General features: G+C 61.4%; 14 protein-coding genes and 1 pseudogene. 12 read left to right on the forward strand and 3 right to left on the reverse strand.

Going from position 1 to position 24,189, the window contains the following annotated elements:
* Nucleotides 1-23 precede the first annotated feature (23 nt).
* Together EKO19_RS36155 and EKO19_RS36160 are read left to right on the forward strand one after the other, a co-directional pair.
* Nucleotides 24-333: pseudogene (locus tag EKO19_RS36155) on the forward strand (universal stress protein).
* Nucleotides 326-610, forward strand: a complete 285-nt coding sequence (locus EKO19_RS36160; RefSeq protein ID WP_129782309.1) for a hypothetical protein — start codon at nt 326-328, stop codon at nt 608-610. The pseudogene EKO19_RS36155 and the gene EKO19_RS36160 overlap by 8 nt, the downstream one beginning before the upstream one ends.
* Before the next feature lie 19 nt (nt 611-629).
* Here EKO19_RS36160 and EKO19_RS36165 read toward each other — a convergent pair whose 3' ends face one another.
* Complete coding sequence (locus EKO19_RS36165) at nt 630-3,689, reverse strand: AMP-binding protein (protein WP_129782310.1); 3,060 nt, start codon at nt 3,687-3,689, stop codon at nt 630-632.
* A gap of 423 nt (nt 3,690-4,112) precedes the next feature.
* Here EKO19_RS36165 and EKO19_RS36170 point away from each other — a divergent pair, with 423 nt between their 5' ends.
* The 4 genes from EKO19_RS36170 (at nt 4,113) to EKO19_RS36185 (ending at nt 11,423) form a co-directional block, all read left to right on the forward strand.
* Nucleotides 4,113-4,592, forward strand: a complete 480-nt coding sequence (locus tag EKO19_RS36170) for a universal stress protein (RefSeq protein WP_129782311.1) — start codon at nt 4,113-4,115, stop codon at nt 4,590-4,592.
* Nucleotides 4,593-4,761: 169 nt separating this feature from the next.
* Nucleotides 4,762-7,179, forward strand: a complete 2,418-nt coding sequence (gene ppsA / locus EKO19_RS36175) for a phosphoenolpyruvate synthase (protein WP_129782312.1) — start codon at nt 4,762-4,764, stop codon at nt 7,177-7,179.
* A 7-nt stretch (nt 7,180-7,186) separates the two neighbouring features.
* The gene (gene mgtA, locus EKO19_RS36180; protein WP_129782313.1) at nt 7,187-10,720 is read left to right on the forward strand and encodes a magnesium-translocating P-type ATPase; all 3,534 of its coding nucleotides are present in this window, start codon (nt 7,187-7,189) and stop codon (nt 10,718-10,720) included.
* A 388-nt stretch (nt 10,721-11,108) separates the two neighbouring features.
* Nucleotides 11,109-11,423 (forward strand): c-type cytochrome, encoded by a 315-nt coding sequence (locus EKO19_RS36185; protein ID WP_246039040.1) that lies wholly within the window; start codon nt 11,109-11,111, stop codon nt 11,421-11,423.
* 78 nt (nt 11,424-11,501) lie between these two features.
* Here EKO19_RS36185 and EKO19_RS36190 read toward each other — a convergent pair whose 3' ends face one another.
* Entirely contained in the window at nt 11,502-12,194 is a 693-nt protein-coding gene (locus EKO19_RS36190; protein WP_217705819.1) for a VIT1/CCC1 transporter family protein, read from the reverse strand.
* A 348-nt stretch (nt 12,195-12,542) separates the two neighbouring features.
* Between EKO19_RS36190 and EKO19_RS36195 the strand changes: the two genes are divergently transcribed.
* A complete protein-coding gene (locus EKO19_RS36195; RefSeq protein WP_129782316.1) occupies nt 12,543-15,281 on the forward strand; it encodes a PAS domain-containing sensor histidine kinase in 2,739 nt (912 codons plus the stop codon).
* A 25-nt stretch (nt 15,282-15,306) separates the two neighbouring features.
* Nucleotides 15,307-15,747 carry a response regulator gene (locus EKO19_RS36200; protein WP_217705820.1) on the forward strand — a complete coding sequence of 147 codons (441 nt, stop codon included), beginning with the start codon at nt 15,307-15,309 and terminating at the stop codon, nt 15,745-15,747.
* 813 nt (nt 15,748-16,560) lie between these two features.
* Here the strand turns inward: EKO19_RS36200 and EKO19_RS36205 are convergent.
* Nucleotides 16,561-17,367: a DUF2780 domain-containing protein gene (locus EKO19_RS36205; RefSeq protein WP_129782318.1), complete on the reverse strand. Its 807-nt coding sequence runs from the start codon at nt 17,365-17,367 to the stop codon at nt 16,561-16,563.
* On the opposite strand from EKO19_RS36205, the gene EKO19_RS36210 reads away from it, so the two are divergent.
* The 4 genes from EKO19_RS36210 (at nt 17,366) to EKO19_RS36230 (ending at nt 24,105) form a co-directional block, all read left to right on the forward strand.
* The gene (locus EKO19_RS36210) at nt 17,366-20,077 is read left to right on the forward strand and encodes an MGH1-like glycoside hydrolase domain-containing protein (protein WP_129782319.1); all 2,712 of its coding nucleotides are present in this window, start codon (nt 17,366-17,368) and stop codon (nt 20,075-20,077) included. The two genes, EKO19_RS36205 and EKO19_RS36210, sit on opposite strands and share 2 nt — an antisense overlap.
* A 3-nt stretch (nt 20,078-20,080) precedes the next feature.
* Entirely contained in the window at nt 20,081-21,559 is a 1,479-nt protein-coding gene (locus tag EKO19_RS36215) for an alpha-amylase family glycosyl hydrolase (protein WP_129782320.1), read from the forward strand.
* A 304-nt stretch (nt 21,560-21,863) separates the two neighbouring features.
* Nucleotides 21,864-22,655 carry a DUF2092 domain-containing protein gene (locus EKO19_RS36220; protein ID WP_129782321.1) on the forward strand — a complete coding sequence of 264 codons (792 nt, stop codon included), beginning with the start codon at nt 21,864-21,866 and terminating at the stop codon, nt 22,653-22,655.
* A 388-nt stretch (nt 22,656-23,043) separates the two neighbouring features.
* Nucleotides 23,044-24,105 carry a hypothetical protein gene (locus tag EKO19_RS36230; RefSeq protein ID WP_129782323.1) on the forward strand — a complete coding sequence of 354 codons (1,062 nt, stop codon included), beginning with the start codon at nt 23,044-23,046 and terminating at the stop codon, nt 24,103-24,105.
* Nucleotides 24,106-24,189 lie beyond the last annotated feature (84 nt).

Here is a 24,189-nt window from a genome sequence, read left to right on the forward strand (position 1 = left end):
TCGCAGTCGTCGGGCGGACCGCCATGTATCGGAAAATACTCGTCGCAGTCGATGGCAGCACGACCTCGCTGCGGGGGCTGGATGAAGCGATGCGCGTAGCGAAGGCGACCGGGGGATGCCTCGGAGGAGATCATCGCTCAGGCCAAGGACTGGCCCGCGGACTTGATCGTACTCGGAACACACGGCCGCCGTGGACTGACGCGACTGGTCATGGGCAGCGACGCGGAGCGAGTGTTGCGGCGATCGCCGGTTCCGGTATTGATGGTTCGAGGAAATTGGCTAGACCGCGGCGAGCCTGTTCTGTCTGAATCCAGGAGATTGAATCATGAGTAAGTCACAAATTGCGTCTGGACCGATCCAGGTCCTGATGGCGGCAATCATGTTCGCCGGCGCTGCATTCGCAGCAGAAGTGCCACCGGCCGCCGACCCGGTTCCATCCAAGGAAGTGCGTGCGAAGATGGCGGCAGCGCACGAGGCGATGGCGGCCTGCTTACGCTCCGATAAGAGCGTTGCCGATTGCCGTAACGAAATGCAGACGACCTGCAGGAAGATGCACGGCGATGGCTGCATGATGATGAGCATGGGAATGCATGATCACATGCAGAAGTAATAGCCCAGGTGGCGTCGCCTTACCGCGGATGGGACGCCAGTTGCTGCAAGGAAAGTGAAACCTCATGCAGCAGATCGGTGTCGCGACAAGGCATGCCCTCATCCTCGGCGGTCGCGATCTCCACGGCGTCGTATTGCCAGTGGCGCAGGATGTCGATCTTCTGAGCGTCCGGCAATGAGTCACATTTCAATAGCGCTGCGGGCGAGCCAAACGTCGAGCCCGGATCGAGCTGCGGCTCTTCAATGTTCGGCTGGCCGCCGTCGTTTCGATCGGCGGGCATGCCAGTTGAGTCGGGCTCGCCGCAGTGTTCGAGGATGTGGCGCCGGGCGGCATCGCGCAGTTGGATCGTCGCTGCGAAGGCATTGCGTGCGCCAGGTGGTTTGATTGGAGCGCCGACATGAACGGCGACAGGTCCGCGTCGTGGTAGCCACTGGCCATCGCGAAGTAGGGCACGGGCACCGTGTAGCGCAACCGGAACGATGGGCTGGTCAGCTTCAACTGCCGCGGCAAATGCCCCCAGATGGAATGCCAACAAGCCAGGCACGGCAACGAATGTTCCTTCGGGAAAGATAATGCACGACTCGCCTTGTGACGCCAGCGTCGCCAATCGATGCGCATCTTCGACGCCGGCACGAACATCGAAGCGTTCGACAAACACAACGCCGAACCGGCGCAGGAAGGTGCCGACAATCGGCACGCGAGCGAGCTCGCGTTTGGCGACGAAGCGGCAGGCCTGCGGAAGGGCCGCCATGAGTAGCACGCCGTCGAGATAGCTGGCGTGATTCGCCACGATGATTGCACCTTTTGCTTCAGCAGCAGCGTCGAGCCGATGGACGGTGAGCCGGACGCCGGCCATGCGGAGGAACGAGCGAGCTGCGCGATGGCCTATCGACCAGATTGTTTGTGCCGGCAGTGGCAGAAGGGAGAGCAGGAACGTAGTGCCGCCGAGCAAGCCGAACACCGCCCAGAAATACGCGCCGTACAGAAGATCCAATACTCGGTGAACGGCGCGTTGTGACATGGGACGCGCGGTGCTCAACGCGAGATGCAGCAGCTGCACTCCCGTGCCGTGCTGGTGCATCGGTCCATAGTGCTTCGATTCGTAAATTTCGCGGCTGGCCGCCCGGCGAATCTTGCCGCTCGAGGTCTTGAGGACAGTGTGGGGGGCTGCTAACGCGACGTCGTCGGGCGGTTCGCCGAGCAGCCCGAGTGTAGTTGCAATGATCGACTGTCGCAGGCTCTCACGATCCTCGGCGCGCTGTAGATGCGTCTCGGCGAGCACGATGACGCGCTCGGTGCCAGTAGCGGTATCCGTGCTACCGAATACTGCGACACAACCTTTGCGCACACCCGGGATGGCGCCGATCGCAGACTCCAACTCATCCGGGTGAATGTGGCGGCCGGCACGAATGATGATGTCCTTGATGCGGCCGGTGACGTAAATTTCGCCGCCTGTCATGTAGGCACGATCGCCGCTATCCAACCAGTCATCGTGTATTAGCTTCGCAGTCGCCTCTGGGTTTCGGTAGTAGGCTTGGGTAGCGGACGGCCCGCGAAACTCCAAGCGGCCCTCGTGACGTTCCCCCACAGGCCGGCCGGCGTCGTTGACGATGCGAACATCGTGCCGTGCGAGGGGGCGGCCGCACGACACGAAGGACAGTGTGTTGGCGCCTGCGATGACAGGAGCCGCGATGCCTTGTCGCACGAACGATTCGCGGTCGATCACATCGATCAGCGGACCGCGTTCCAGAGGTGGCACAGTCAGGCCGACCGAGCATTCCGCAAGACCGTAAACCGGAGTCAAAGCACTCCGACGTAAGCCACATCGCGCGAACCTGCTCTGAAATTTCACGAGCGTGTCCGGCATGACCGCTTCCGCGCCGTTCATGGCAATACGCCATGTGCTCAGGTCCAATCCGGCGAGGTCCCGATCAGTCACGCGTTTCAGGCATAGCTCGTACGCAAAGTTGGGCGCGGCAGAGAGCGTCCCCCGGTGCCGATGGATTGCTTCCAGCCAGCGCAGCGGACGGGAGAGGAAGGAGATCGGCGACATCACGACCAGCGGCAGGCCGTGATACAGCGTTCCAAGCCATGCGCCAATCAGTCCCATGTCGTGATACAGCGGCAGCCAACTCACGAACACATCTTCCCGTCGCACCGCGAGCGCGTTTCCTAACGCTGTGATGTTGGAGAGCACGTTGGCGTGGCTCAGCACGACGCCTTTGGGCTGCCCGGTGCTGCCCGATGTGTACTGGAGCAGGGCAGTCGAGCCGTGGTCTACATCGACGTGTATCGGTTCAGCGTGCGCGCATCGCAGTTCATCGGCGGTCGCAATTCCGTGCAGCGACGGCACATGCATGCGCAGAACGGCCGCGAGCCGGTGCATCGCCGCTGTAGTAATGAGAGTGTCGGCCATAGCATTTGTGAGAATCCCCGCGTGCCTGCGCACATGCTCTTCGATCTGGCTCAGTCGATTGGGAGGATAAAGCGGCACAGGCACCGCGCCCGCGAGCAGAACTCCGAAGAACGAGCCAAAGTAGTCGCGACCCGTTGGCAGCATCAACGCGACAGTGTCGCCGCGCCGGACTCCTTGATGTTGAAGGCCGCCGGCCACCGCGCAGGCGTCGTTCCACAGTTGTTCGTAAGTGATGGTCTCCTCACCGGTATCCAGGCACACCGTGATTTGCGGGAAGTCGGGATGATGCTCACGATGCCAGCGAAGCACCTGCCCAAGAGTGTCGATGTTCGCTGGAGGCGAGGCGACCGGATAGGGCGCCGGCGTGCGTTCAGCGGGCTGACGCGAGAGCGCTTCGAGAGACTGAGCTCCTTTAAGCGCGGCGGCGATATCACCCAGCGTTTCGGCGGTCTCGAACAACGAGTCGGGCAATCGAACGCGCAACTCTTGCTCGATGCGCGCGAACAACTCTACGCGAGCGAGACTGTCGAGGCCGAGGTCATGATCGAGTGTGCTGTCGAGGGTTAACGGCAGCGAATCGGCTTCCACCTGATGGAGATCTCGCAGGGTTGCTCGCGCGATCTCAACCAGAGGCTCGGGCACATGCACTACGGCCGCGCTCATAACTAATGAAGGCGTGGCGGCCGCGCGCGTGCTGGGGCCTCGTTCCACCACGATGGCTGTGGTGACGGTGTCCAGCGCGCAGGTTCGAGCGCGGGAGCTGGCAATTGGGGCTCGCTCATCGTTGAGTCGTCGGGTTCTGGCTGCGGGGGCTCGCCAGCGAACAGCGGGAAGATTCTTTGCTTGCCCATGACGTTACTCCTTTGACGTGCCAGTGCATGAGCGTAGGGGGTTTGTCGAAATAAACTACCGGGGGATCCCATGCGCTACTAAGTTGGAGTACGTGGGGCTTTTTCCACTCGGTCAAGCATCCTTCATGATGGTCTTGCGCCTCCAGTACCTAGTCACTCACGGGAAGACACGCTGCACCGGACGATCCGGGCGCGCAGCATCGACTCACGGACCTAACTCAACGGGAGCGCCGCAATGATCAACAAAGTACTGGTTCCGATCGATGGCAGTCCAACCTCGATGCGCGGCCTTGCCGAAGCTGTAGCGTTGGTAAGGCAAGTGAACGGCACACTGCGGATACTGCATGTAGTGGACGAGTTGCTGATGAGCGACGTCCCGTTGGGTACGGATTACTACAACAAATGGGTCGAAGGGGTGCGCGCTCGCGGCCAAAAGGTCATCCGCGACGCTCAAACGTTTTGCCGTGCGAAAGATGTCGATGCGGAGGCGGTGCTCGCCGAGACGATGGGCAAGCGCGCGGCCGATGCCATTATCGACCAAGCTAAGCAATGGCCCGCTGACATTATCGTGATGGGTACACACGGACGGCGAGGGATCACTCGCGTACTGATGGGGAGTGATGCAGAGCTAGTGCTCCGGTCTGCCGCAGTTCCGGTAATGCTGGTGCGCGAACATCCCGAATCAACCTGGACTCCGGGAGCTGCGCCGGTGTAGCGGATCGAACACTTATTACCTCGACGTAGTGACCCTGGGCGGAATTTCCCGGAGCGCGGTCAAACAGGCATTCGTCGGTAGTACGGCGGAGTGCGCTCTCGAGCGGCTACCATGCGATGCGCTGGTCGTCAAAACGTAGAGGTGAATGGATCGCCGAGGACCATTGATTATGCAGCCTGCTAACACCCGATACATATTGTGGTTCGAGAGCTTGAGCCGAGGCGATGTAGCGCGGGTCGGAGGCAAGAATGCCTCGCTCGGTGAGATGGTTCAGCGACTCACGTCGAAGGGTGTGCGTACGCCGGAAGGATTTGCCACGAGCGCCGATGCGTATCGCGCCTACGTCGAGGAAAACGCCATTGCGAGCGCTCTTGCGACAAGGCTGCAGGCACTGAAGGCAGGCAAGGTGAGCTTGCACGACACAGGCGAAGCTGTGCGCCGCCTGTTTCTCGACGGTGAGTTCCCCAAGCCGATCGCAGAGTCGATCACAGAGGCCTATAGAAAATTATCAGCCCGTTGCGAGCAAGGCGAGGCGAGTGTGGCGGTTCGCTCGAGCGCTACGGCCGAGGACCTGCCGGACGCCAGTTTCGCCGGCCAACAGGAGACGTTTCTCAACGTGCGCGGCGAGCGAGAGCTGCTCGATGCCTGTCGTCGTTGCTACGCCTCGTTGTTCACGGATCGAGCGATCTCATACCGCGAGGCTAAAGGCTTTGACCACTTGCAGGTCGCACTCTCGATCGGCGTACAGCGCATGGTGCGCTCCGATATCGCAAGCTCGGGTGTAATGTTCTCGATCGATACCGAAACAGGGTTCCCGCGCGCCGCAGTGATCAATGCAGCGTGGGGCCTGGGCGAGACGGTCGTGCAGGGCTCCGTCGACCCGGACAAGTACGTCGTGTTCAAGCCGCTGCTCGAGAACGAGCGGCTGCAGCCGATCATCGAAAAGACGCTCGGGAGCAAGCAGCGCAAGATGATCTATGCAAGCGGTGGAAGCGCACGCACCGTCACTGTCGAGACGACACAGAAGGAACGTCGTTCGTACGTGCTTTCCAATGAGGAGATCCTGCAACTCGGCCGCTGGGCGGTGCTCGTGGAGAATCACTACGGCTGCCCCATGGACATGGAATGGGCAAAGGATGGTGAAACTGGCGAGCTATACATGGTGCAGGCACGACCGGAGACGGTGCAGTCAACGCGCGGCGCCGGCACGCTCAAGACGTTTCGCTTGCAGAGGCGGAGCAAAGTTCTCATCACCGGTTCAGCCGTCGGCGAGGCGATCGCAACCGGAGTCGCGTGTCTTATTCGTAGCGCAGATGAGATAGACCGCTTCAAGGACGGCGCGATTCTCGTTACCGAAATGACCGACCCCGATTGGGTGCCTGTCATGAAACGCGCCGCGGGCATCATCACCGATCACGGCGGCACGACCAGCCACGCTGCGATCGTCAGCCGCGAGCTCGGTGTGCCTGCGATTGTCGGCACGGGTCGCGCGACTGAGCTGCTGCGCGATGGCGATGCTCTGACGCTGTCGTGCGCTGAGGGCGAGCAGGGTGTCGTATATGAGGGCGCACTGCCGTTCGAAACGCAGCAGGTGGATCTCACCACCATTCCCCAGACACGGACCGCAATGATGGTGAACATTGCGAGCCCCGCCGCGGCGTTTCGTTGGTGGCGTCTTCCCGCGAAGGGCGTGGGACTGGCGCGCCTTGAATTCATCGTGAGCAATTCGATCCGTGTGCATCCAATGGCGCTGGTGGAGCCGCAGCGCGTGGCAGATCCGGCCGCGCGGCGCGAGATCGACGCGCTCACCCGCGGCTATCAAGATCCGACGGACTTTTTCGTCGACAAGCTTGCGCTCGGCATCGCAAAGATCGCCGCGCCGTTTTACCCCCATCCAGTGATCGTGCGCTTGAGCGACTTCAAAACGAATGAGTACGCCGATTTGCTCGGCGGTGCGGCGTTCGAGCCGAAAGAGGAAAACCCGATGATTGGCTGGCGCGGGGCATCGCGGTATTACGACGAGCGCTATCGCGCAGGTTTTGCGCTCGAGTGCCGGGCCTTGCGCAAGGTGCGCCAGGATATCGGCTTCGACAACGTGATCATCATGGTTCCATTCTGTCGGACGCTCGATGAGGCCGATCGAGTACTGGCAGAGATGGCGAAGGGCGGGCTCACCCGCGGGCGGGATGGTCTGCAGGTCTACATGATGTGCGAGGTTCCATCGAACGTGATCCTCGCGAAAGAGTTTGCAAGTCGCTTCGATGGATTCTCGATCGGTTCCAACGATCTCACGCAGCTGGTGCTCGGTGTCGATCGCGACTCCGCCGACCTCGCCCGCCTGTTCGATGAGCGTAACGAAGCGGTCAAGAGATTCGTCGGCGCGGCTATCTCGGAGGCGCATGCGACCGGGATCAAGATCGGGATCTGCGGTCAGGCGCCGAGCAACTATCCGGAGTTCGCGGCCTATCTGGTCGAGTGCGGCATCGATTCGATCTCGCTGAATCCGGACAGCTTCGTGACCACGACGCGACGCGTAGCGCAGGTGGAGCAGCAGAAGAATAAAGCGCCCGAGGCGATCGCGACTTGAGGAGCCAGTGGTCCTTCAAGCCGAACATCCCGCCACTTCATGGTTTGGCCGCCAGGCCCCCGACTCGGGTCGCACGCGTTGGCTGTCCTGGCTGGCCGGCGTGGCATTGGTTGGCGCGCTCGGCATTGCGGTAGTCCATTTCTCGGAAGCGGAGGAGATCGCTCGACTTGCCCAAGGCGCGCAGCCCTGGTGGCTGTTGCTTGCCTTCGCCTTGCAAATCGGGACGTATTTTGCGCAGGGTGAAATCTGGCGCGCAATCGGCAATGCCGCTGGCTTCGCATTGACTCATGCGGCGGCTGCCCGACTGAGTCTCGCAAAGTTGTTTGTCGACCAGGCGCTGCCCTCGGCCGGGATTAGCGGCACTGCCGCCGTCGCGAAGCATCTCGAGCAGGCCGGCATGGCGAAACCCGCGGTGATGGCGGGCGTTGCGATCAACCTCACTTCCTACTTCACTATTTATGTAGTGCTGCTGCTGGCTGCCGTATTCCTCTTGCCGATATCAGGCCCGGCAGGCAGGGCCGTGATGCTCGCGGCTGCCGTATTCGTCGCGTGCGCCGTTGCGTTGATTGTCTTGATGTTCTTGCTCCCTGGACGAGTGGGCTCGCGCTTGCCCCAACAGCTGGGGCACATTCATCCGCTCAAGAGTTTGCTCGCTTCATTCGAAGCGGCGGACACTGTCATGGTTCGCAACCGGCGGCTGTTCCTGGTGGCCTGTGCCGGCCAGGCAGCAATCATGTTGCTCGATGCCGCGACCGTTTGGGTCCTGATCAAGGCACTCGGCGTAACCGCGACCGCATCGGCGGTCTTCGCGAGTTTCATGATCTCGAATGTCTTTCGTTCGATCGGCATTTTGCCCGGCGGGCTGGGCGCGTTCGAGACGAGTTCGGTCGTCACCTTGCAGCTGGTGACTGTCCCGTTGCCCGTCGCGCTGTCCGCGACGCTGCTGTTTCGCGGCTTGAGCTTCTGGCTGCCGATGATCCCCGGCATGTGGCTGTCGCGCCGGATCTTCGGTCGCCGACCTGGCGGTTCCGCTGCTACGAACGCCGGCGACTATTGGTCGCTGACAGTGGATGATTTACTGCGACAGCTGGGCACTACGCGAAGCGGACTTGCGTCGGCGCAGGCGGCTGAGCGTCTGGCGAGATTTGGGCCGAATGAGCTGCGGAAACAAAAACCGCTGTCGCGTCTGGCGGTGCTATTACGCCAGCTTGCAAGCCCCTTGTTGTTGCTGCTGGTGTTTGCGGTGGTCGTGGCAGCTGCATCGGGGGATCTGACGAACGCCACCATCGTGCTCACGATTCTGTGTGTGAGCGTATTCATTGGTTACAGCCGGGAATACAGCGCACATGCCGCGGCCGCAGCGCTGCGCGAGCGAGTCAAGATACGAGCAAGCGTGCTACGGGACGGCCAGGCGCAGTCGGTGCCGACGGAAGAGGTCGTGCCGGGAGATGTCGTCCTGCTGTCGGCAGGAAATCTCGTGCCGGCGGATGCGCTGGTGTTCGAGGCTGCCGATGGATTCGTCAGCGAGTCCGTGCTCACCGGAGAAAGCTTTCCGGTCGAGAAGGAACCCGGTGTGATCGCGGCCGATGCGCCGCTCGGCAAGCGCCCGAACTGCGTTTATCTCGGTACAAACGTTCGCAGCGGAAACCTGCGCTGTGTGGTCGTCGCGACCGGTGCGGCGACCCAGTTCGGCGCAATCGCGCAGCGCCTCGCCTTGCGGCCTCCGCAGACGGAATTTGATCGTGGGATACGAAGCTTTGGCTATTGGCTCACCAGCGCCATGCTGGTGATGGTGCTGCTGGTTTTCGCAGCGCATATGTTGGCCGGCCGGCCCGTCGTCGAGACGCTGCTGTTCGCCATTGCACTGGCGGTGGGCTTGAGTCCCGAACTGTTGCCTGCGATCCTGAGTGTGAATCTGGCGCGTGGTGCACAGATGATGGCACGCCATGGCGTGCTCGTGCGGCATCTGAACGCGATCGAGAATCTCGGCAGCATGGACGTGCTGTGTACCGATAAGACAGGCACGCTCACCGAAGGCGTCATCAATCTGGAGGGTGGGTACGACGCCACCGGCATGGCATCGCCCGCAGTCGTGGAGTTGGGCGCGATCAATGCGGCGCTCGAGACCGGGATCGCAATCCCCCTCGACGATGCGATCCTGGCGACTCGCAAGCCCGATCTCACTAACGTGGAAAAGCGTGGGGAGATACCGTTCGATTTTGTCCGCAAGCGAGTCAGCGTCTTGATCGAGCGGGACGGCCGCGTGCAACTGATCAGCAAAGGAGCTTTTGAGCACGTGCTCGATGCCTGCACGACGCTCGCCACCGGCGTAGCGCTCAACGAGGGTGAACGCGCCGGTCTCGTGCAGCGCTACGCAATCTGGAGCAGCCAGGGGATTCGCGTGCTCGCTGTCGCGACACGGTACATCGAGAAGAAGGAAAAATATGACCGCAACGATGAGCATGATCTCGCCTTCGAGGGCTTTCTAACATTCATGGATCGGCCCAAGGAGGGCGCAGCCAAAGCCCTCTCGGAGCTGGCTGCCCTCGGCGTCTGCGTAAAGCTCATCACCGGCGATAGCAAGCTCGTAGCTCAGCACGTTGCGGGATTGGTTGGCATGCGTCACGAGCGGGTGCTCACCGGCATGCAACTGGATGAGTTGCACGATGAAGCTTTGTGGCGCGAGGCGGAGCGCACCGATTTGTTCGTCGAGGTCGACCCAAATCAGAAGGAGCGCATCATCCTGTCGCTCAAGAAGATGGGACACGTCGTCGGCTTTCTGGGGGATGGGGTGAACGATGCGCCGGCGATGCACGCGGCCGATACGAGTCTGTCGGTCGAGTACGCGGTTGACGTGGCTCGGGAGGCCGCCGACTTCGTGCTGCTGGAGCGGGACCTGGATGTCATCCGACGCGGTGTGGAAGAAGGCCGGCGGACATTCGCAAATACACTCAAATACGTGCTGACAACGACCAGCGCCAATCTCGGCAACATGATCAGCATGGCGGTCGCGTCGGTGTTCTTGCCGTTCTTGCCGCTGACTGCCGGGCAAATCCTGCTCAACAATTTTCTCTCCGACATCCCAGCAGTGGGAATCGCAGATGACAGCGTCGATCGCGAACTGGTGGAGCGCCCGCGGCGGTGGGACATCCGCTTCATCGGCCGGTTCATGCTGGAGTTCGGATTGTTGAGCTCCGTGTTCGATTTCCTGACGTTCGGCGCGCTCCTCTATATATTCCACGCCTCGCCGGAAATGTTCCGCACGGCGTGGTTCATCGAATCGCTGCTGACCGAGTTGGTGATTGCGCTCGTCGTGCGCACGCGGCGGACCTTCTTCCACAGCCGGCCAGGAAATACACTGTTGGTTTCAACGCTGGTGCTCATAGTGCTGACGCTGGCGATTCCTTATCTGCCATTCGCGCCTGCCCTTGGGTTCATGCCGTTACCTGCGGCGCTCGTCATGACGGTAATTGCCATTACCGGGTTCTACGTTCTGGCGGCGGAGACCACGAAGCACTGGTTCTATCGCTTGGCGGACTGAGCGCGCTGCTGGGATTCTGGGTCCTCGACCTCGTGTTCCGCTGCAGCCATGTCAACAACCACCACGGACACCGTCGAACTGCACGCATTGCATTCCTTGCCCGGAAAACATGCATTCGTGTGCTCTGCGTAGCCAGCCAGGAAATGCCCTGTGTCGTAGACGCAAGCGCCCGTGACCAGGAGCATGGAGCTGGGCGTGCTCGGGCAGAGTTCTCGACTATCGAACAACTGCACGAGGCTAAGCATTACATCCATGCGCGGATGCGAGTTGGACGGGAGGGACCTTCGTGCGAATTTCACAAATCATTGCTGTTGTCGCGCTTGCATCAGTTACAGCTTGCGCCGGTCAAACATCACGCCGGGAGGTGTCCCAGATGTCCGGCAAGGAGATGTATGGGCGGCTGTGTACGAGCTGTCACGGGGTGGGAGGAAGAGGCAATGGCCCAATGGCTCCGATGCTGAAGGTGGAAGTGCCCGACCTGACCGGAATCGCGCAGCGCCATGGCGGCGAATTTCCGGCGGAGCAGGTGAGGCGCACCATCGACGGACGATTCGAGCGTCCGGCCCATGGGCTGCCGTACATGCCGGTCTGGGGCTGGAAATTCTATGATGCCGAAGCCTCGAATGACGCGGAGGCGCGTGCGCTCGCCGACTCACTGATCGATCGCCTGGTCGTGTATCTTGGCTCGATACAGGAAGACTGAACTCTGCGGCCGGATTGGCCAGTGCCGGCTTGACACTCGACGGGGGAGGAGCGAATGAAGAAAGGGAAGCGTCGAGCTTTACCCGACAGCGCCGAACAGGGCACCCGCAGCGCTCGTCACGGCCATGGCCATCGCTCCCCACAAGGTCACGCGCCACGCGCCAACCGATAGACGAGCGCCGCCGATGTTAGCGGCGAGTGCACCCAGCATCGCCAGCAATCCCACAGAGACTGCCGACACCGCCCAGCTCACAACAGGCTCAGGCGCGAGCATCACAACGATCAATGGAAACATCGCGCCCACTGCGAAGCTCGCTGCCGATGACAGAGCGGCCTGGACGGGCCGAGCGGTGAGCGTTTCGGCAAGGCCCAACTCATCGCGCGCATGGGCACCAAGTGCATCGTGCGCCATGAGTTGCTCAGCGACTTGCCGCGCCAATTCGGGTGTCAGGCCTCGGCGGATATAGATGCCAGCCAGTTCACGCCCCTCGGCTGCGTAGTCAGTAGCCAATTCCTGGCGCTCGCGGGCTAGATCGGCTTTTTCCGTGTCCGCCTGTGAGCTCACGGAAACATATTCACCTGCCGCCATTGAGGCTGCACCGGCGATGAGTCCAGCGACGCCTGCGGTGAGAACGCCTCGCATATCAGAGCCAGCGGCCGCCACGCCCAGAATCAGGCTGGCCGTGGAAATCAATCCATCGTTGGCGCCGAGCACTGCCGCTCGCAGCCAGCCAATGCGCTGCGTCCGGTGTCGTTCGGTATGTCTTCGCACCTCGGGGCTCCTTTGAAATATACGTCGTCTGCCAGGTTATATCGTAGTTGGCGCTTCGCGCGGGAAGCGACAGGTTTCTGCGCGGGGCGCGGAAGTCTCGAAGCGCGACGGGTCCGAGTAATTCGCACAGGCTCTAAAGATGAGATTCGTGAGCTGCGCTCGCCGCTGCCGAAGGCTCGACAAGCAATCCGGTCCTCCGCGTAACGTCTCCGGAATTCCCACGTGGAGCAGGCGGCGGCTCGCGATTAGGCAGGTTCTCGGCGTTCTTGGCGGGAATCCCTAATAACCCCGCGCGGTGCGAGACGACACTCTGAAAACTTCAATGCCAAGCGGCGAGGCCCGCACCTCATGAATGCCGGGAGCGCGGATCATCCGCTCGTCACAGTGCAACTGGACGCCGGTGCCATCCAGGGCCGGCTGCAGCTGTCGCGTGCCTTCGGGATTTTGGTGGCGACGCTCGGCGCGAGTGTGTTACTCGGCTGGTGGTTGCGCATTCCCATCGTGACCACCGTTCTCCCCGGGCTCGTATCGATGAAGGCGAATACGGCACTTGGCTTTGTGATGACTGGTATCGCCTTGGCACTCGCGCCCTGGAGCAGCCGAGGTGCCGCTCACGTCGCGCGTATCTGCGCGTCGATTACGATGGCGATGGCGTCGCTTACGCTGCTCGAATACGGCAGGGGTGTCGATCTTGGCATCGACAATCTTCTGATCACCGGTCTGAACTACCAGCCGCCGCCGACCCGCATGTCGCTCGCTACCGCCGTGGCGTTTGTGGCAGCGAGCCTGCCGGTGCTGCTGCTGTCGCGCACTCCCCGCAACAGCCCGCTCATTCGTGACATCGCCGCCATGGCCAGCGCTATCGTCGTCATCATAGGCACAGTCGGACTGATTGGTTACGCCATTGATATCGACGTGCTGTACTCATGGGCCGCATTCGGTACGGTGGCGATGCACACTGCGGCGGCGTTCTGTCTGCTGGGAAGCGGCTTGTGGTTGATCCGAACTCGTTGGCGTGCGCCGCGCGCCGAGGAGGTACGCATCGCCCGGCGCGCGAGCGGGCTCATTGCGTTGGCTGCGTGCGCGCTCGGCATCGCCGCCCTCGTCTCGAACGCGAACAGCTTGAAAAGTATGTTGGCGCAAGGATTGGAGTCGACGCTTCATGCGCGCGCCGCACAGATCCGCACCTCCATGACGCTGCGAGCGAATCGCGCTTCGGTGCTAGCAAATCGGCACGACTTGCTCCGGTGGGTACGGCTCCTGGCGGCCGATCCGACGCGCTCGGATCTTCGCGGCGCCATCCGTGAGGAGGCCCAGAGCCATGCTGCGGGCGATGTTACATCCATTATTGTGATGGATGGTGCCGGTCGCGAGCTGGTCAGCATTGGCAATCCGATGGAGCGCGACGCGCAGGGTTTGCATGCCACGGCCGATATTCCAACCACGCTCGCGTGGAATCGGGGCATCCACGTTCGACACGAAGTGCCGTTGGACGACGAGCTGGGGCCGCTCGGCACGCTCGTAATGGAGCAGTACATGCCTGAAGCCACTCGCGGCCTGCTCGGTTTGGCGGAGGCATTCGGAAAATCGTCGCGCCTGATGTTGTGCGACAGGCAGCGGCGCGGCATCGATTGTTTCCACGTCAACACAACGATTCCGGCGGTGCTGTTGAAGGATACGGATCCGTTGACGCAGCCGGCGAATCGGGCGTTCAGCGGACAGCACGGGGTCACGAGCAGCTTCGCTGCGGGACGGCGGCTGACGGTCGGCTACGCTCCGATCGAGCCGTTTGGACTGGTTGTTTTGCTGAGCGTCGACTCGACGGAAATCTATCGACCCCTCGGGCGGCAGCTGCAGTGGGTGCTGGCGCTGGTCATGGCGACCTCGTTCGCGGGTTATTTCCTGGTGAGGACATGGGTGCGACCGCTCGCCGTGAGCTTGGAACAACGGGTTCAGGCCCGGACGGCGCAGTTGGCTAAGACCAATGGGCGATTGGCACTCAGCGAGCAGCGATTCCGCACGCTGTTCGAAGCAACGCCTGTCGCGATGGTAGTCACTGACGCCGCGGGACGGATCGCGCTGGTCAATGCCGCGACCGAGGCGTTGTTTGGTTATGAGCGTAGCGAGCTGCTGGGCCAATCCATCCAGATCCTGGTACCGCGTGATCTGCGTGCGAAGCATGAAACGCTCTGCCGCGAGTTCATACGCGAAGCCAGTACGCGCCAGATGGGGAGCGGCCAGGAGCTGCATGGACTGCGCAAAGACGGCTCTGAGTTCGTAGTCGAAATCGGACTGAGCCCGGCGCAAGCCGATGGCGGCATGACGGTGCTTGCGACGATCGTCGATCAAAGTGAGCGCTTGCGCCAGTCAGCCGTGCTGAGAAATGTGAATGCGGCGCTCAAGCGCAGCAATCTGGAGCTGGAACGGTTCGCATACGTTGCCTCACATGACCTGCAGACACCGATGCGCGGCGTCGCCAGCTTCGCTGAGTTGCTGAGCTCGAAGTATGCCGACAAGCTGGATACTCAGGCGCGCGATTGGCTGCGGCGCATAATCGACTCGATCGATCAGTTGCAGCGACTGATCCGCGACTTGCTGGAGTACTCCCGCATCGGCGCGGAAGTGCAGCCGCTGGAGCGCGTCCAGCTTCGCGACGTTTTCAATCAGGTGCTGGGTCTGCTCGAGAGCACGATACGTGATACCGGCGCGCAGGTCACGTGCGGTGAGCTGCCGACGGTCATGGGACATCGTTCGCCGCTTGTGGAGCTGCTGCTCAACCTCATCGATAACGCGATCAAATACCATGGACCTGAGTCGCCGCGCGTGTACGTTTCAGCCGAACGCGTCGGTGGGGAATGGCAGGTCACCGTCCAGGACAACGGTATCGGCATCGCGCCTCGCTATCACGAGCGCATCTTCGAAATATTTACGCGGCTGCACGGACCGCATGAGTTTCGTGGGACGGGCATTGGTCTTGCCGCTTGCCGTCGCATCGTTCACCGGCACGGTGGCCGCATCTGGGTGGACTCGGATGCAGGTCTAGGCAGCGTGTTCCGTTTTACCCTTCCGGAGTTGAGCGATGAGTAGCACTCTCGTGGCATGCGGCCGGCCCGTGGATATCCTGCTGGTCGAGGACAACGACAACGATGCGGAGCTGATGCGGCTGGCATTCCAGGACGCCAAGCTGCTGGTGAGGGTGCATCGCGTTTCTGACGGAGAGGCATGCATGGCGTTTCTGCGCAAGCAGACGCCGTTTGAAAACGCCCCGGAACCGGACTTGGTCTTTCTCGACTTGAACATGCCGCGCATGGACGGACGCGAGGTCATGCAGGAACTAAATAAGGACGAGCGACTCAGGCATTTTCCCGTCATCGTCATGACCAGCTCCGACGCCGATGCCGATGTGCTTGCTTCATACAAGCTGCGGTGCAGCTCCTATGTCGTCAAGCCGATCGGTTTCGAGAACTTTGCGCAAATTATCCGCTCGCTCAGCAACTACTGGTTCACGGTCGTGGTTCTGCCGACCACGGGGAGCCCGGGCACGGTCACATGAGGTGTGACAATGCAGTACTCACTCAGCGGCATCGAGCGTGCGCCAGATCTGGTACTGAGCGCTGAAGTCCTGGCCGTACAGCGTGGTGCTGACAGCGCGCTGTAACGAAGTAGGTCAGTGCCTCCGGCGCGATCGGGTAGTACCAGACGCGCTCGGTCCGGCCTTTAATGGAGATGATGGGCTCGCCGATGCCGAATGAGGCTCCCCGGCCGCGCTGGAGCGAGAACAAACGATCGTCAGCTGCGATCTCGAGTCTTGCGCCGCTCGCCGGCAACTTTGAGTTCTCACTCACGGTCGACCACGCGCGCGCCACCAGATACGTCCGCCGCTCGCCCCTAGTATCCAACAATTCGAACGGCTCGCTTCAGTCGAGGACGGAAGGCGCTCGATGAGTCGTATCTCGCTATGCTGACGAAGATGCTTCGCTCCATCCAGCCGCTGCAGTTCCTCCTGACGCTGGCTGGATCGAGCGCCGGCAGCTCGAGGCGATCGAGTACCTAAAGAGGAAAATCGGTTGCTGAAGGGGAGCGGCTCGGCGACCGACGCCTTCGATTCACGATGCCGAACGCCGTTGACTCGCACGCAGAGCGTATGCGTTGGGTCGCAAAGCGCTCAGCGAACTCGACACGTTGATCGCATGAGACCCAAGGCAATGCCCGGCGAGCTGCACCACGCGTACTCGCTGGCGCGTGCGCGATGCAGATCGGCAGATCGGCAGATCGGGGCCGCAGGCTATCCGCGGCGAAGGCGTCGGCGTCGACGATTGCCGTCATGCCGGCAAGTCAGTTGCCGGTAGCAGAGCGTTTTTGGTTGTCAGTGCAACAATCCCCAGAGAATGTCTTGCTCATGGCCGTAACCGGCCGCCCCCAGGAGATCGACCACGGCGGGTGCGAACTGAGCAGCGACTGACGGTGCGATGCCGAGACGCACCAGTACCGATTCGTATTCGCCGACATTGTCGATCGGCTTCGTCACGATTCCGCTCTGCTTGACATCTTGCATGATGCGCTCTGCATTTGGGATGCGCTCGGAAAGATCGTCGAACTCGGGCTTGGCAAGCCGTTCGCGGGAAAACACCAGCAGAGCACCGAGGGCGCCGCGCACCTGATGCTCGCTGAGGCCGAAACGTTCCTGCAGGGCTGGAACGAGGCTCCACGCGCGCTGCGCGAGGACAGGTCCATTCGCTGTGAGACACGCAATTAGGGTGGCGAGCATTGCGGCTCGCCAAAAATGCAAGCGACTTCCGCGTGTGTGCATTCGCATTTCCGGACGGAATGTGGATCGCCACTCGAGGATTCGTTTTAGTATGGAAATTCCATCGCCACGATGCGTATGCAGGGCACGTGCTTTCACGCGCCGAACGAAGCCATACGCGTGTGCTCTGTACTCTCGTTGGTGCTTGTTCAGCGCTGCGTTGCCACCCAGACCGTGGATCAATGAGTCAGTTGGCTGCGCTTCACGCTTGGCGTTCTTTTTCCGTGCGCTCCGCCCGCGAGACAAGAGGACCTTGGGCCATCCGCGAAAAGTCCAATCGTGCGAGTGCCGTAGCCTGCGTACGTTGATCTTTTTCTGAGTTTCTCGTGCCCTGTCGAGGGCTGCGACGAGCGGGAGAATGGCCATGGCACGCAATGCAGAGCAGGCGCGACTCGACGAGGCACGCGACAAAGATGGTGCCTGGAAGCGATGGGGTCCCTACCTCAGCGAGCGCCAATGGGGAACCGTGCGAGAGGACTACAGCGACAACGGTAACGCGTGGGACTACTTCACCCATGAGCAGTCGCGCTCTCGGGCCTACCGCTGGGGTGAGGACGGACTCGCCGGGATCTCGGATGACAAGCAAAGGCTTTGCTTTGCGCTCGCGCTCTGGAACGGCAAGGACCCGATCGTCAAGGAACGCCTGTTCGGTCTCACCAACAGCGAAGGCAATCACGGCGAGGACGTGAAGGAATACTACTTCTACCTCGATAGCACTCCGACGCACTCGTACATGAAATATCTGTACAAGTACCCGCAATCCGAATATCCGTATGAGCAGCTCGTGGCCCGGAACAGACAGCGCGGTAGGCAGGATCTGGAGTACGAACTGCTCGATACGGGCATCTTCGACGCGGACCGCTACTTCGATGTCTTCGTGGAGTACGCCAAAGCGGATCCGCAGGACATCCTGATCCGGATCACTATCGCGAACCGTGGCCCTGAGGCGGCAACACTGCATGTGCTGCCAACGCTCTGGTTCCGCAATACCTGGAGCGTCGGACCGCATGCATCGCGACCGATACTGAGAAACGCGGGCGGCGAGTCGGGCATGCCGGCGATCCTGGCCTCGCATGATGCGCTCGGCGAACGCGAGCTGTACTGTGAAGGCGCTCCCACTCTGCTATTCACGGAGAATGAGACCAATAACAAACGCCTCTTCGGCGGCAACAACGCCACGCCGTATGTGAAGGACGCATTCAACGAATACGTCGTCCATCAGCAGCGTGATGCGGTGAACCCCGACGGCATGGGCACCAAGTCGGCCGCGCACTACATGCTGACCGTGGGAGGGCAGGAGAGTGCGGTGATTCGACTACGTCTCACCGACCCGAGCCGGCGAGCGGGCGAGCTGTTCGGAACGGCCTTCGATGCGGTGTTCACGGACAGGCTGCAAGAGGCGGATGAGTTCTATAAATCCATCACGCCACCGTCCGCCACTCGGGACGAGGCGCGTGTGCTGCGTCAGGCGCTCGCCGGCATGCTCTGGAGCAAGCAGTACTACTTCTTCGACGCCAACCTGTGGCTGGAGGAGCATCGGGCCAATCCGTTGCATGCGCAGGAGCGCGCAATGCGCAATCGCGAGTGGTATCACATGGTGAACGACAATGTGATATCGATGCCGGACAAATGGGAATATCCCTGGTACGCGGCCTGGGACCTGGCGTTTCACTGTGTGGCGCTGGCCGCGGTCGATCCGGATTTTGCACGGACGCAGCTCGATCTGATGCTGCGTGAGATTTATATGCACCCGAGCGGGCAGATCCCCGCGTACGAATGGAACTTCAGCGACGTCAATCCGCCCGTGCACGCGTGGGCCACTCTATTCATCCATCGCGTCGAGATGGCCCTTGGCCACGCGCCGGACATGGACTTCCTCAAGCGCGCTTTCAACAAGCTGACGCTCAATTTCAGCTGGTGGGTGAATCGCAAGGACCGCTTCGGCAAGAACGTCTTCGAGGGCGGCTTCCTCGGGCTCGACAACATCGGCGTGTTCGACCGTAGCGCGCCGCTGCCGACCGGCGGCAATCTCGAGCAGGCCGACGGCACGGCATGGGTCGCGCTCTTCTGCCAGAACATGATGGAGCTGGCCGTGGAGCTCGCCGGCCAGGATCCGAGCTACGAGGATATGTGTCTCAAATTCGTGGAGCATTTTCTCTGGATCGCCTCGGGCATGAACCGCACCGGGACTGGTGGGATGTGGGATGAGGAGGATGGGTTCTATTACGACGTGCTGAGATTGCCCGATGGCAGCGCGCAGCGACTGAAGGTGCGCTCGATCGTGGGCCTGCTGCCGGTTTGTGCCACAACCGTTATCGAAGGGTGGCAGCGCGAGCGCATGCCGCGGGTGGTGGCGGCGATGAGCGAACGCGTCAAGCGCATGCCTGAACTGATGCAGAGTGTGCACGCGACCGGCGCAGGGCACCTGGGCGTCGCCGGCCGCGGCATTTTTGCGCTCGTCAATGAGCAGCGGCTACGCCGCATCCTCACACGCATGCTCGATGAGCAGGAGTTTCTGAGCCCATACGGTCTGCGCGCGCTGTCACGCTACCACTACGAGCATCCGTTCACATTCGATGTTGGCTGGCAACACTTCTCGGTGGGCTATCTCCCCGCGGAGTCCGATTCGGGCATGTTTGGCGGCAACTCGAATTGGCGTGGTCCGATCTGGATGCCCGTCAACGCGCTGCTCATCCGGGCGCTGCTGCAGTACTACCTCTACTACGGCGACAGCTTCCAGATCGAATGCCCGACCGGATCGGGCCACAAAATGAACCTATTCGAGGTGAGCATGGAGTTGTCGCGGCGTCTGGCACGCATCTTCCTGCGCGACGCGAACGGTCGCCGCCCGGTGTTCGGAGGGTCGGAGAAATTCCAGACAGATCCGCAATGGCGCGACCACATTCTCTTCTACGAGTATTTCCACGGTGATAACGGCGCGGGCCTCGGCGCAAGCCATCAGACGGGATGGACGGGCGTCGTCGCCCGTCTGATCCAGATGTACGGCATGTTCGACTCGCGCAAACTACTGGAGGCGGGCACGAAGGGAGCGTTCGGCCACCGCGCGGCGGGGTGAGTTGTGAGTGAGTGGCCGAAGCACCCTTCGATTTATGAGATCAATACGTGGGTGTGGCTCGCGGAATTGAGTCGCAAGGCGGATCGCTCTCTGACGCTCGCCTCGGTCCCCGACGTGGAGTGGGACACGATCTCTGAACTCGGCTTCGATGCGGTCTGGCTCATGGGAGTGTGGGAGCGCAGTCCCACAGGCATTGAAATTGCGAATCGCAACGAAGCGCTGCGCGCGGATTTCCAGCGAGCCTTGCCGGACTTTCGTGTCGCGGACAATGTCGGTTCACCATATTGCGTGCGCCGCTATGTCGTCGATGCGCAGCTTGGCGGCCGTGAAGGGCTGGCAACGGCGCGCCAGGCGCTGGCGCGCCGTGGTCTGCGCCTCGTGCTCGACTTCGTGCCGAATCATGTCGCCTGCGATCATCCTTGGGTGAGCGAGCATCCGGAGTACTTTATTCGAGGCACAGCGCAGGACCGCGCGCGCGATCCGTCCTCCTTCGTCGAGCGTGACGGGCAGGTGCTCGCATGTGGCCGCGACCCTTATTTTCCGGCCTGGCCGGACGTACTGCAGGTCAACGCGTTCGTACCGTCGCTGCGCGCTGCCGCCATCGAAACGTTGCACGAAATCGCAAATCAGAGCGATGCCGTGCGCTGCGACATGGCGATGCTCATGCTCAACTCCGTTTTCGAGCGCACGTGGGGAGCGCGCGCTGGCCAGCCGCCGCAGAAGGATTACTGGAGAGAGGTGATTCCCGCGGTGCGCGCGGAGCATCCCGGCTTCAAGCTCATTGCTGAAGCCTATTGGGACCTCGAATGGGAACTGCAGCAGCAGGGCTTCGACTATTGCTACGACAAACGGCTCTACGACCGCCTCGAGCACGGCGATGTCGAGGCCGTGCGGTTGCATCTGTGCGCAGACCTGGCGTATCAGGCCAAGCTACTCCGGTTCCTCGAGAATCACGATGAGCCACGGGCGGCTTCGACATTTGAACCGCGCAAGGCACGCGCGGTTGCGGTTACGGCGTTGACGTTGCCCGGCGCAATGCTCGTGCACGAGGGACAGATCGAGGGCCGGCGTGTGCGCGTTCCTGTCTTTCTTGGGAGGCGACCGGATGAACGTCCGGACGAAGCGCTGAGCGACTTCTATCACAAGTTGCTGCGTGCGATCGCGGATGATGCAGTCCGCAACGGCGAGTGGCGGCTGTGCGAACGAACCGGCTGGCCGGACAATGCGAGCTTCCAGAACATACTGGCATGGTACTGGCGAGGAAGGAACACGCGTTACGTCATCGTCGTCAATCTCTCCGGTGCGCAGTCGCAGGCCAACATCCGATTGTCATGGGAGGATGCGCCCGGACATCGATGGCGCCTCGACGATCAGTTGAGCGGGCAGATGTTCGAGCGGGACGGCCTTGACGCCGCGGGCCCCGGCCTTTTCGTGGACTTGCCGCCGTGGGGAAGCCACCTCCTGCGGGTGCGGCCCGCGTGAGGGTGCATGTCACGGGAACCCTGTGTATTGCAGGCGACTTCGAGCGTCCTTCTGCGCATACCCCCTGGGCCTAACCGCGCCTGAGAATGCCGAACGCGTAACTGCCAAAGTGGAAGTTCTTCGCGTCCCGCGTGTTAGCTGTTGGCGAGGAACGGATCTCGATGTTGCAATCGTCGATAAAGCAAGTGGTGAATCGATTGATCTCATCGACATCATTCGCATCCTGCGAGCAGTGCAGCGGTGTGTCTCGCTTCCCCGGCCGTCCTCTCGAACATCGACATGTATATGGGGGCAAGAAGCTCGTATGAACCGCGGATCATCGATCAAGGGCGGCTTTTGGGCGACCACACTTGTCGTCTTCGTCGGCTGTTCGAGCGGATCTGCGCTTGCGGCCGAGCATCTCAATCCCGACGCCGACGAGATTCTGCGGGCCATGTCAAAATTTCTCGCGGGTACCAAGGCCTTCAGCGTGTCAGCGGACGTAAGTAACGAGATCATCACGCAGGAAGGTCAGAAGCTGCAGTTGAACAGTTACGCAACTGTGATCGTCGAGCGCCCGTCGCGGATCCATGTGGTTCGACAAGGCAAGTTTGCCGACGCCGCGTTGATCTACGATGGGAACAAGCTGACGATGTTCGGCAAGACGTTGAACATCTACGCTCAAATGGATGTTGCGGGCACCATCGACAATGCGATCGCTGCGGTCGAAAGCCGCACTGGATTGGATTTTCCGGGGGCTGATCTCCTGTTCTCCGATCCTTATGCAGTGCTGGCGTCGGGAATAAGCAGTAGCGGCTACTACGGCAAGGCATATGTGCAGGGCGTCGAGTGCCATCACCTGGCATTTCGCAAAGACAACGTCGATTGGCAGGTGTGGGTCATGACCGGCGATCGGCCGTTGCCCGTGAAGTACGTGATCACGACCAAGTGGATGACCGGCGCGCCGCAGTACAGTATGCAATTCAGCCACTGGAACACCAGGCCGGCGATCACTCCTGGAGAGTTCACATTTGTCCCTCCGAAAGGTGCAAGGAAGGTCGATACGCTGCCGGTTGACGAAGCCGGAGAGGTCACCGCAACGGAGGAGGGCAAATGAAGAGGAGATCGACGTTGGTGATGCTGGCGACGGGGCTTTTGTTCGCCGTCATCTGTATGGAACCAAGAGGCGCGTTCGAATACATATCACCGATAGCGTATGCTCATGCCGTCGTCGGCCGGCCGGCGACGCCAGCAAGCGTGGCAGGCGTGGCCCGGCGCACTACGAGGCGCACCATTTACAGAACATCCATGTACGTCGCTTCGCTGCCGCCTTCCTGCACCGTCGTCGTAATAGAAGGCACCAGCCTGCACCAATGCGGTGGAACCTACTATCAGGCCTCTGGTAGTCAGTATGTGGTCGTGAAAGTCGACTGATCCTGCGGACGCGTTGGATTACTTGCCCGGTCGCCATCCGTCGCAGAATGAAGCGGATGTGAGTGTGCACCGTGAACAGACTGACCTCGATCCTCGCGGCTATGGTACTGACCGGCTGCGCCAGTGTCGGCCCCCGCACAGTCGAAATGGATCGATTCGACTACAGCACCGCCATTGCGGACTCATGGAAGCAACAGACGCTGCTCAATATCGTGAAGATTCGCTATGTGGACCTGCCGGTGTTCGTGGACGTCTCGTCCATCGTCGCCGGGTATTCGCTGCAGACCGGCGTCTCGGTGAGCGGCGTACTGTCGTCCGAGCGGGCCGTGCAGGGCGATTATGCGTCGCTCGGTGGGCAAGCCATTTACACGGATCGACCGACGATCACGTACCTGCCGATGACCGGGGAGAAGTTTCTGCGCGGATTGATTACGCCCATCGATCCGAAGAATATCTTCTTCATGCTTCAGTCCGGGTACGCCGCGGATTTCATTCTGTCGCTGTGTGTCGAGTCCTTGAACGGCGTGCGCAATCGAACAGCTTCGGCAGGCTCGGTGAGCGAGGCTGACCCCGATTTCGTGCGGGCGCTGCAGTTGATGCGCGAGGTGCAGCTGGCCGGCGGCGTCGGCATGCGCGTGGAGGAAGATCAGGCCAAGCGCTCAACCGCTGTTCTGTTCTTCCAGCGAGACGACCTGTCTGCAGAAATGAGAGAGAAAACGGCTGAGGTGAGGCGGCTGCTGAAGCTGCCCGAAGGACTGCAGAAATTCGTGCTGTCGTATTCGCCGATGCGAGGCGCTGAGGGCGAGCTTGCAGTGAACAGCCGGTCCCTGTTGCAGATACTGCAGGCACTTGCGAGTTACGTCGAGGTGCCCGATCAGGATCTGCACCAAGGGTTTGCTACGCCATCCTTCGAGCACGCCGACGAGGGCATGCGTGGGATCGGGCGGATTCGTAGTGGGCTCGAAAAGCCGCAGGCTGCGTATGTCTCGGTTCAGTACCGCGGAAAATGGTTCTGGGTGGATGATAACGACTGGAGGGCAAAGCGAGCGATCACGGCCGTCGTGTTCTTCTTCACGCTGGCCGACACTGGCGCCCCGGAACGGTTGCCCTTGGTGACGATTCCGGCGCAGTAGCCGACCGCCCTCCAAGAGTCCGCGGTGCGTCCGCAACAAACATTGCGGCGGCCGCAGCGTCGCGGGTTTACGTCGTCACGTGCC

This window comes from Peristeroidobacter soli (assembly GCF_004138485.1).
Lineage (GTDB): Bacteria > Pseudomonadota > Gammaproteobacteria > Steroidobacterales > Steroidobacteraceae > Steroidobacter > Steroidobacter soli.